We start from the raw sequence: 10,503 nt of genomic DNA, 5'->3' as shown, positions 1-10,503 counted from the left end.
CTGGAGCCACGGGTATCAATCTTATTAACGGCCGCCTGTATTGGAAGCCCAGACAGGAATCCAGCTATTCGGATAATATGCGTTGGTCAAGGTAGTGTTGTAGAGCACCAGGTTACCGTCGTTTTGCATGATGAATGTATCCCCTGTTGTATCCGTTGGCAGCGTGCTTCCGTGGTGACCAGGAATCCATGCTGCAGTATTCGCAAACCAGGCATCTACCAGCTTGGTTGTATCTGTTACCAGTACGGTATCCCAGCCCGGGCCATAATAGTATTCATACTTCCCTGTGGCCGGGTTGGTTCCCCAACGATAAGCATATTGATAAACTGTTTGCCACTTCGTTCCATATTTATAGATGACAGGCTTCCCATATTGTTGTTCGAATTTAAACGAAAGTGCTCCGCTTTTACTTGTGCCACTGCTCCATAGAGAAGAGCCGTTCTGGTAGATTACGAAATTCCCGTCATCCTGCCAGATGGCTGAAAACCTGCCGTCTTGGGAGGTAAGATAGTCCCCTTTTTGCATACTCTGACCGATCAACAATTTATCTCCAAGGTAGCCTGCAGAGGCTGTTGTGGGTACAGCAAAGGCCAGGATCAGCAAACACGCGATAAAAATGCGGAACGATTTTGGGAAAAATAGCTTTTTCATTGGACACTCTCCTATATTCCTTAGAATGGTTGATGCAAATTGCGCAGTACAACAAACGCTTACGGGTATTGCCGTAATGCAACATAGCGTTCGGTCAGAAGTGGTGAAAGAGCAATCAACACATCTCCCAGTGGTCATTCATGGGACAGCCATATGTACAGAGCTCTCAGGTTCACCTCCTTTAAAGGAAAATGAAATACTAGGATATAGGTTTATCTGGTATTGAGCTTAAATGTGCTTTTCAGGAGTTGCAGGAAGGTGGTGAAAGAGGGTTGTTCATGTAACAGAGATGGAAAGTAATTACAAAGAAAATATATAACATTTTATTCCACTATAGCAAGTAAAAAATATAAAATGAAACATTTTCAATATAAGGATTTCTATCATTTTCATATTTTTTTACATAGATTTAATAGATTTAACCACTTTTATGAATTGAACTGTGGTAAAATATCTCAGGATATGAAATTGGAGAGGGGTTTTGTTTACTCATGTCTTGGAAAAAAGTGTTGGGGAAAAGCACCATTCGTGTAGCCGCTGCTACATTATTACTTACTCAGCTATTCGGCGCAGCGGGTTCCGTTTCTGCCGCAGGCAAAGATGTAGAAGTACATTTGATCGGAATTAATGACTTCCATGGCCAACTGGATACAACATCTATAGTAGGTGATAAAAAGGCAGGTTCTGCTCCAATTCTAGCAACCTATCTCAAAGAAGCTCAAGCTAAGTACGAGCATTCCTTGCTGTTCCATAATGGAGATTCGGTTGGTGCATCCGCTCCCGTCTCATCCCTTGATCGTGATGAGCCTACGATGGAATGGATGAATATGATGGGATTTGATGTAGGTTCTCTGGGTAACCATGAATTTGACCAAGGGATTGCTGCATTGAAGGCTCAAATTTTTGGCGGACTTGATCCAAAAGAAGGTAAAGTAACTCATGTCGGTGCCAAATTTGATTATGTGAATGCAAATGTGATTGAAAACTCTACAGGTAAACCCCTGATTAAACCGTATGTGATCAAAGAAGTAGGCGGCGTAAAAATCGGATTCATCGGACTCGTGACGAAATCAACGCCGAACAAAGTATCTCCAGCAGGTACAGCAGGTGTACGTTTCTTGAGCGCTGAAGAAGAAGTTGAAGCTGTTAATAAATACGCAAAAGAATTGCAAGACCAAGGCGTTGAAACGATCATCATTCTGGCGCATGACCCAGCATCGACCAAAGAAGGGGTAACGACTGGAGAAGCGGCTGACTTGGCAAAAGCTTTGCCTGCAGACTCTCCTGTTGATGTCATCGTTGCGGGTGACAATCACGCTCTGGCGAACGGTGTCGTGAATGGCAAACTGATCGTGCAAGCGTACTCTTATGGTACGGCGTTTGAAGATATCAAGCTGATGATTGACCCTGTTACGGGAGATGTAACCGAGAAATCGGCGACTGTAACAACCACGTTCCAAGAGGGTGTTAAAGAAGATCCTGAAACACTTGCTATCATTAAAAAGTCTTTGGATAAACACCCTGAGCTGACCAAGCCAGTAGGTACAACAGATGGTACCGTTTTGCGTACGGATGCTTACAATAACGAAGCTCCACTGGGCAACCTGATCGCAGATGCGATGCGTCAAGCAGACTTTGGCGATAAAGCAAGCATGGCAGACTTTGCTTTCATGAATCCAGGTGGTATTCGTGCAGACCTGCCAAAAGGGGATGTAACCTTTGCAGATCTGGCTAAAATCCAACCTTTCGGTAATACACTCGTGAAGCTGGAGCTGACAGGTGAGCAGGTGAAAACGTTGCTGCAACAGCAATGGGGTACCAATGCAGATGGAACACCAAATACAAAAACGTTGCAAATTGCCGGTTTGAAATACACAGCCGACTTTAGCAAGCCGGTTGCTGAACGTGTGACAGCTCTTACGCTGGAAGATGGTACAGCAGTTGATCCTAAAAAATCATACACGGCTGTCGTGAACAATTTCATGGCTGCAGGTGGAGACAACTACAAAGTGCTGCTGGATGCAAAATCCTCCTTGGCTGGCCCAATTGATCTGGATGTGTTCTACAAATACATCACAGATACATTCAAGGGTGGCGATATTCAAGCTAAAAAAGAAGCCCGTATCACAAATATTGGTGTTGCTACAGAGCCAACAGAAATTCCAGCACCGGTGAACAATGAACCTATTTCTCGTGCTGAATTCGTAACTGCACTCGTGGATATGCTGAAGCTTGACGCAGTATCTACAGCGCCTGCATTTAAGGATGTTGCTGCGAATGCAACATATGCCGATGCCATTGCAGAAGCTATGAAAGCCGGATTTATCCAAGGCTACGGTGGTAATTTCTATCCTGAGCGTGATATCACCCGGGAAGAGGCAGCAACCATTTTGTCCAAATTGGTGAACAGTCCGGCATCCGAAGCGAAAGCGGCAACGATCATTGCCGGCTTCGAAGATGGAAAGTCGGTATCAGCTTACGCGGTGAAACCACTAGCGAAACTGATTGATAAAGGTATTTTCATTGCAATAGACAAAAAAATGCTGGAACCTAAGCAAGGCCTTTCGATAAATGATGCCAAAGCATTAATTCAGAAAGCAGCAGCGGCGAAAGCTTCTTAATTCATCATTGCTACAGCAGTTGCAAACCACTCGCTAACATGGCGGGTGGTTTTTTTTGTAAGGCAAATACACTTTTTCAGCCTTGTCCACGTCTATCCCTCACCAAAATCGCTCTATTGCATCTAATAAACTATCAACAATAAGGAGGTTTTGAGAATGGGAAATCGTAGACCTACAGGTGGGTATGATCCAGTTCAGATTTATAACTCTACTTCGTTTAATGCGTATGGAACGGTCGAGTATGCGTCTATCTTCTGTAGCAATGACCGTTACAGTGTACAACGTGAAGGGACTTGGCAGTCTTCGGGGCGTGGTGTTTGCCTGGTGACTCGAATTACTGCTACTGTGATCACACCGAGTGGAAATATTGAGGCAGAACCGTACACGTCATCAGGAACATCATACAGCCAGTTCGCGATTATCCAGGTGGGCCCGAACCAATTCCGGGTAACGCGTGTAGTAAGTTCGGCTAGACGTCGTCGGAAATGTTAATGATGATGTCAATGTTATAAAAAAGAGGAAAAGTATGTTAAAAGGCGACTCTCCAGATTAACGGGGAGTCGCTTTTTTTGGCGTTTGGGTCATCTGCATCACTAAACGGATCAGCTATTAGGAACCATAATCTTTTGCAGAAGCAGTTCATCTCGAATGGGGATACCTTGTTCAGAAATTAGAGGAATGCTTGGTTTCAAAACTCTTGCCTTTGCAACTGCATCTGGGATGATCCGAATAATCTGATATCCTTTTTTTTGATAGAAAAGGAGGGCATGTAGGTTGTCATTTGTGGTGATCAGCTGAATCTGATTCCGTTTGGCTCGCTTTGCAGTTTCCTCAACTTTCGCCAAAAGGGCTGATCCAATTCCTTGATTTTCGTCTAGGCTATCTAGAGAAATCACTTCGCAACGATCTTCATGCATAACGTATGTAATATAACCTCTAATGTCTCCAACTTCATTCAGTACAGCGTACCCATTCAGCTTATCAATATGATAGACACCTGTTGAGATGGCCATCTTCGGACTTCCCCAATGTTCAACAAAAAAATCATTCTGCTTTGTAGCAGGGATTTGGTGACTCTTAACAATTTTCATATGTATTCTCCTGTGTGAGTTGTGATTTTGCTATTCATATTATAAAGGATCCTAGTCTCTATCGAAAAGTTAAAGCGACTCTCCAGGTTAAGGGAGAGTGGCTTCTTTGCATCGTAAAACTTGAAATTAATGCTTCTGATACCACAAGATTCGGCGATACATCGATGAGTCTTTCAAGCGCCGGAACGGACGAAGGTCGGGTCGGTAATTACCTTCAATGATCCAGATTTGGCCTTTCTTGTCGATGCCGATATCGAAACCGATTTGTCTTAGGTCAGGGTAGTGAACTTCGAGGCTCTTGGCAGCTAACAGAGCAGTGCGCTCCACATGAAGGAGCAGTTTTCGTCCACCTACACGTGCTAGTTGCAATGCTTTGATAACAGGAATGGTACGGTTGGTCACATTAGTCACCAGATATCCTCGTGACGCAATTTTGGCGTAGGAACCGGTTACCTTCCAGGCAGATGAAGTTGCTTTTTGACGTTGAACCATGATACGAAGATCGAACGGTCTTTGCCGAATACGAGCTAAATACAGACGCTGCTGGATGATATACTCACGATCCTTGTGGAGTTGATCAAACCAATCCTGTAAATCACTCTTGTTTTGCAGGGTAATGATATTATTCTCAATTTGGATTTGATAGGTACCTGTTTTCAGCCGCCGGATGAACACAATATCTCTCCCATAACGTCCGTCGCAGGGTTTCAGCACGACACTTGAATGTTGCAGAAGCATATGGTCTAAGGTTTCTTTCTCAAGCAACTGTGTTTCTGGCAATCGTCTGGCGAGCAAAGGGACACTGCGAAAGGCCCGATACTGAAACCATTTGTCCCGTTGAAATAACATTGATATCACAGCCTTTAATCAGGATTAAATCAGGATCAACGACTCTTATCTTATTTTAGTTCAAACCTGGTTCTGGCATAAGCTACCATTCGTCTAAATATGAGAACCTCTACCCTGTTAGGTAACTACAAAAAATCCCTGATAAAGCTATACGTGTTGTCATAGATGAATATAAAAAGCTGTGCTACACTTTATCGCATATATTAGTGAAATATTTCACAATACAAACATGAGGGGAAAAGATCTCAGTGGAACTGACAAAAAAGAGATGGATTATTCTGATTGCAAGCTGTTTTATCAACCTATGTATTGGATCCATTTATGCATGGAGTGTATTTGCTGCTCCAATGGCAGCTTATCTAAGTGGTCTCACAGGACGTACATTGACACCCGGGGATTTGGCTATTGCGTTTACGATCTGCAATTCAGTCGGACCCATTACGATGATATCGGGCGGATGGATTAATGACAGGTTCGGACCCAAAAAGGTCATTCTGGTTGGAGGGATCTTATTTGGGGGAGGCATGATTTTATCCAGCTTTGCCACATCTGTAGGTTTTTTGGTGTTTGCTTATGGGATTGTGCTTGGGTTGGGAACAGGAATGGTTTACGGGTGTACGATTAGCAACTCCATTAAATTTTTCCCGGACAAACGCGGCTTGGTTGGGGGTGTAACGACGGCTGCTTATGGGTTAAGTTCCGTGATCATTCCTCCGGTTGCCAATGTGTTAATTAGCAGCTCGGGGGTAACCTCTGCATTCATGATTATAGGGATTGCCTTTCTACTTATTATTTGCGTAGCTTCGTTCTTTATCGAGAAATGCCCGGCTGATTTTACTCCGTCAGGATGGACACCGAGCGCTGTCCAACTTGGTCGTTCTCCACGAGAAGATAAGAATTGGAAAGGCATGCTTGCAAGCCCGATCTTCTACGTGATGATCTTGCTGTTAATTAGCGGAGCTTTTGCCGGACTGATGTGCACCTCTCAAGCTTCGCCTATAGCGCAGAAAATGGTTGGTTTATCGGCTGCTGCGGCAACAACAGTTGTATCGATCTTGGCACTGTTTAACACAGGTGGCCGGATTCTGGCCGGATATATCTCAGACAAAATTGGCCGAATCAATACACTTGCCATTACGTCTCTCTTATCTGTGGCTGGCCTGATAATGCTTTATTTTTCAGGAGAGAACGGCGTAGGTACTTTTTATATGGGAATTTCAATGATTGGTTTAAGTTTTGGTTCTTTAATGGGGGTATTCCCAGGCTTCACGGCAGATCAGTTTGGAGCCAAAAACAACAGTGTGAATTATGGGATTATGTTTATTGGATTCGCACTGGCCGGCTATTTCGGACCGTCCATTATGAGGAATGTGTATAGTACAGATGGCAGTTATCAGAGAGCCTTTGTTATTGCGGCAATCTGTGGCCTGACCGGATTTCTTCTAACCTTCGTATATAAGTGGGCTGTCCGGTATCAGAACAAAAATGTGAATAACAATCATAAAGTGACAGTATGAACAAAAGTATTCAATAGCATTTGAGATCCCGGCGGCATTTTTATAGGGAGGTTCTGCTGTACTTCATATCTAATAGTATTCTTTCATTTCACCACGCTGTTGACTAAGTCATATGACATAATCTGAACCGCCCGTTTAATAGACGGACGGTTCTTTATTATTTATAAGGATCGGAGTGATTAATATGTCAGAGTGATATAGTCTGTTCCGACTAACATATGTGCATGAAAATCTAAAACTTTTTTACCATTAGATTACAAAATTTCTCGTTTACGACCTACCTTTTCGATGGTATACTCTCCTATATTCAAGGAAGATATTAACGCTAATATACGCCAAATTTTCATGAAAATATGTCGAATTGGGGCTCATTTCGGATGATTATAGCAAAAGAAAAGGACAAAACGATCATCCTCATTCCTTCGCTGGAACCAGATGATAGACTTTTATCCTATGTACGTCAGTTGCGAGACTACGGTTTTACGAATTTGGTCATTGTAGATGATGGTTCTGGCGAGAAATACCAGCACATTTTCGAAGAATTAGAAGATAATGGATGCATCTTGTTGCGACACGCACAGAATCAGGGGAAAGGTGAGGCGCTAAAGACCGGATTTCGTTACATAACACAGCATTACGGACAGGCTCACTACGTAGTTACTGCGGATTCAGATGGGCAACACGCTGCAGAGGATGTGTATCGGATTGCTCAGGAAGCCAAACGTCGTCCGAATGACTTACTGCTCGGCGTGCGGGATTTCAGTGAGGGCGATATTCCACCTAAATCTTTGTTTGGTAATCGGATGACGTCATTTATTTTTGCGCTGTTATATGGAAAAAAACTGTCGGATACCCAGACGGGACTTCGTGCCTTCGGTACAGAGTTATTGTCATTTATGTTGGATGTACGCGGCAAGCGTTTTGAATATGAACTACAGATGCTGATCTCCTGTATTCAGTCAGGTATTGCCATTCATACGGTACCCATTCAGGTCATCTATGAGAATGGCAATGCGGGTACACATTTCAAAGCCATTCAGGATAGTGCCCGGGTGATGGGGGTGCTGTTCTCGAATTTCTTTCGTTTTATATCCTCGTCGGTTGCCAGCTCTGTCGTTGATTTGGGGATTGCCTGGTTTTTGATCGATTTTTTGCGTCCCCTGATGGGGGATCAGCATTATTTAAGAATTTTGCTCGCGACCGTGATTGCCCGAGTCATTTCAATTGTCGTGAATTATGTTTTGAATCGATATTTTGTGTTTCGGAAGGAAGACAGCAGAGGCAGTTTGTGGCGTTACTTAACGCTATGTGGCTTGGTTATATTGTTGTCGAGTACAGGCGTGTATTTATTCCATACCCTATTCCTCGTGGATGAGAAGTCAGCGAAATTCGTCTGTGATGCCATCCTGTTCCTGCTAAGTTTCCAATTGCAGCGGAGGTGGGTATTTGCAGCAAGGAGGAAGCGGCAGTAGTGCAAAACGAGAAAAGGCAAAACGTTTTTTTCATCATCACGATGATCCTCATGACCATCTATCTGATCTGGCGTATGTTCTTTACGCTGCCATGGGGAGAAGGGGTGCTGAATGTCATCTTTGGCATGTTGCTCATTATGGCGGAGATGGTTACTGTAGGGACGACCTTTGAGTTATTTTTTCAAAAGATGCAAAAGAAACGGGCGCAGCTCGATTTTCCGGTGATCCCGGATGAATATTACCCGCACGTCGATGTATTTATCGCCACACATAACGAACCCGTTGACCTTTTGTATAAAACGGTGAATGCCTGTACGTTTATGGATTACCCGGATAAATCGAAGGTACATATCTACCTGTGCGATGATGGGGCCAGACCTGCGGTAGAAGAGTTGGCGAAGCAGTTCGGCATTGGTTATCTGGGATTCCCTGGCAACAAGGATGCCAAATCCGGCAATCTGAACAATGCCCTGAGCAAGACATCGTCTCCACTCATTGCAACCTTTGATGCTGATATGATTCCGCAGCATACGTTTCTGATGAAAACCGTACCCTACTTCATGCTCTCCACGTTTATCGAAGAAAACGGAGAATGGCGCCTTCGCCGTGAAGAGGAGATCGATCCAACCTTTAAGCTGGGGCTGGTGCAGACCCCGCAAAGCTTTTACAACCCGGATCTGTTCCAATTCAACCTATATGCGGAGCAGGGTATTCCGAACGAGCAGGATTTTTTCTCGCGCGAGGTTAACATTCTGCGCAATGCGTCCAATGCGGTTGCGTATACCGGCAGTAATACAGTGATTGCCCGGCAAGGGATGGTGGATATCGGTGGGTTTCCACTGAACACCATCACGGAGGATTTTGAGACGAGCATCCGTTTACAGCAGGAAGGATATATTACGTATGCCACGCAGGAGGTACAGGCTGCAGGACAGACAACGACCACGATCCCGAGCATGATTAAACAGCGGATACGATGGGCGAGAGGCATCATTCAGAGTTTGCAAAATACGCGTGCACCGATCTCCAGAAAGTTACCTTTCTGGACTAGAGTGACTTATGTGAGCAGTTTTTTATACTGGTGGTCTTTTTTCAATCGGCTGATTTTTATTTTGTCCCCCATTCTGTTTGCTTTATTTGATTTCCAGATCGTAAATACGACCTTTTGGCAGATTCTAATCTTCTGGTTGCCATCGTATTTCTTTTACAGTCTGTCGATGCGTTACCTGTCCAGTAATATACGGAATCAGCGCTGGAGTCAGGTCATTGATACGATCTTCATGCCATATCTGATCTGGCCGGTCATTCTGGAGACGATAGGTATCCGTGAGCGTAAGTTCAAGGTGACGAATAAAAATCGTTCCACCGGACGCGAGTGGATCGCATCAATGAAATATGCACTGCCGCATATTTTCCTGCTGATTCTGTCCATCGCTGCGATTATCAGGTACGTGAACGGCAAGTACGGCATCGCTTTGTTTTTCAGCAGTATTATCATCTTCTGGCTCGTTCACAATATGATTGCTTTGTTCTATGCGCTCTTCTTTATGATCGGGCGGCGAGCATACCGGGAGAATGAACGGATACGGGCACAAGAGGACGTGATCATCCGTTATCCGGACAACACGCTGCGTTACGAGGCCAAGACAGTGGATCTTTCGGAAAATGGCATTGCATTTTATGTACCGTACCCGATTTATCTACCAGAGCAGAAGACCATCTCTCTGGTTGTCCAATCGAGCCGATACGAGGCTAATCTTGATGCAGTAATCGTATATGTAAAAGCAGATGGCGAAGGCTGGCGCTATTCCGCAACGGTTAAACCGCTCAGTGAGACGGATAACCGGCATTACATGCAGCTCATCTATGACCGTAAGCACTCGCTACCGGAGCAGATGAACCTATGGGACACTGCATATGACGACATGCTGCGTAATGTGAAAAAACGGATTGTGCAGCCCAAATCGGATCAGCGGAAGATGCCAAGGCTTTCCCTTCATCTTCCCGTAACGTTTACGAATCATGCGAGCTGCACACTGCTCAGCTTTAATTATCGTTTCTTCTCTGCCACCAATCTGCAAGGGAAGATAGCAGAAGGTGCAGAGGTTACTTTTTACACTGAAAGCAATATTGAAGTGGTCTTGAAACATACGGGAAAAACAACGGCAAACAAACGTGAAGTGCTTCTCTCCGTAGAGAATATCGATGAGATCTTGGGGCGTGGTTTGATTGATCAGTTACTAAGTGATTTGATTCGTCCACAAGCTGAGCGGTTCACCAAAGAGGGTTAGGAGAGATAGAC

The 10,503-nt window shown here is 44.4% G+C and carries 8 protein-coding genes; 5 read left to right on the top strand and 3 right to left on the bottom strand.

What is annotated here, in order from left to right:
- Window positions 1-24 precede the first annotated feature (24 nt).
- On the bottom strand, window positions 25-651 hold the full coding sequence (locus M3629_RS16530) for a hypothetical protein (protein WP_251508460.1): 627 nt from the start codon (window positions 649-651) through the stop codon (window positions 25-27).
- Between the two features lie 491 nt (window positions 652-1,142).
- Here M3629_RS16530 and M3629_RS16525 point away from each other — a divergent pair, with 491 nt between their 5' ends.
- Complete coding sequence (locus M3629_RS16525; RefSeq protein WP_251508458.1) at window positions 1,143-3,272, top strand: 5'-nucleotidase C-terminal domain-containing protein; 2,130 nt, start codon at window positions 1,143-1,145, stop codon at window positions 3,270-3,272.
- Between the two features lie 156 nt (window positions 3,273-3,428).
- Complete coding sequence (locus tag M3629_RS16520; RefSeq protein ID WP_090923530.1) at window positions 3,429-3,764, top strand: hypothetical protein; 336 nt, start codon at window positions 3,429-3,431, stop codon at window positions 3,762-3,764.
- A 110-nt stretch (window positions 3,765-3,874) separates the two neighbouring features.
- Here M3629_RS16520 and M3629_RS16515 read toward each other — a convergent pair whose 3' ends face one another.
- Window positions 3,875-4,363 carry a GNAT family N-acetyltransferase gene (locus M3629_RS16515; RefSeq protein WP_251508456.1) on the bottom strand — a complete coding sequence of 163 codons (489 nt, stop codon included), beginning with the start codon at window positions 4,361-4,363 and terminating at the stop codon, window positions 3,875-3,877.
- A 126-nt stretch (window positions 4,364-4,489) separates the two neighbouring features.
- On the bottom strand, window positions 4,490-5,212 hold the full coding sequence (locus tag M3629_RS16510) for a YheC/YheD family protein (protein ID WP_251508454.1): 723 nt from the start codon (window positions 5,210-5,212) through the stop codon (window positions 4,490-4,492).
- A 248-nt stretch (window positions 5,213-5,460) separates the two neighbouring features.
- Between M3629_RS16510 and M3629_RS16505 the strand changes: the two genes are divergently transcribed.
- The 3 genes from M3629_RS16505 to M3629_RS16495 all read left to right on the top strand — a co-directional run bounded on the left by M3629_RS16505 (window position 5,461) and on the right by M3629_RS16495 (window position 10,492).
- Entirely contained in the window at window positions 5,461-6,729 is a 1,269-nt protein-coding gene (locus M3629_RS16505) for an L-lactate MFS transporter (RefSeq protein ID WP_251508453.1), read from the top strand.
- A gap of 377 nt (window positions 6,730-7,106) precedes the next feature.
- On the top strand, window positions 7,107-8,201 hold the full coding sequence (locus tag M3629_RS16500; protein ID WP_251508450.1) for a bifunctional glycosyltransferase family 2/GtrA family protein: 1,095 nt from the start codon (window positions 7,107-7,109) through the stop codon (window positions 8,199-8,201).
- On the top strand, window positions 8,201-10,492 hold the full coding sequence (locus M3629_RS16495) for a glycosyltransferase family 2 protein (RefSeq protein ID WP_251508448.1): 2,292 nt from the start codon (window positions 8,201-8,203) through the stop codon (window positions 10,490-10,492). Before M3629_RS16500 ends, M3629_RS16495 begins: the two co-directional genes overlap by 1 nt.
- The last annotated feature ends 11 nt before the right edge of the window (window positions 10,493-10,503 follow it).

The organism is Paenibacillus polysaccharolyticus, from assembly GCF_023714295.1.
Lineage (GTDB): Bacteria > Bacillota > Bacilli > Paenibacillales > Paenibacillaceae > Paenibacillus > Paenibacillus polysaccharolyticus_A.
The sequence above is the reverse complement of the archived record's forward strand: the minus strand, read 5'-3'. Positions and strand labels throughout refer to the sequence as shown.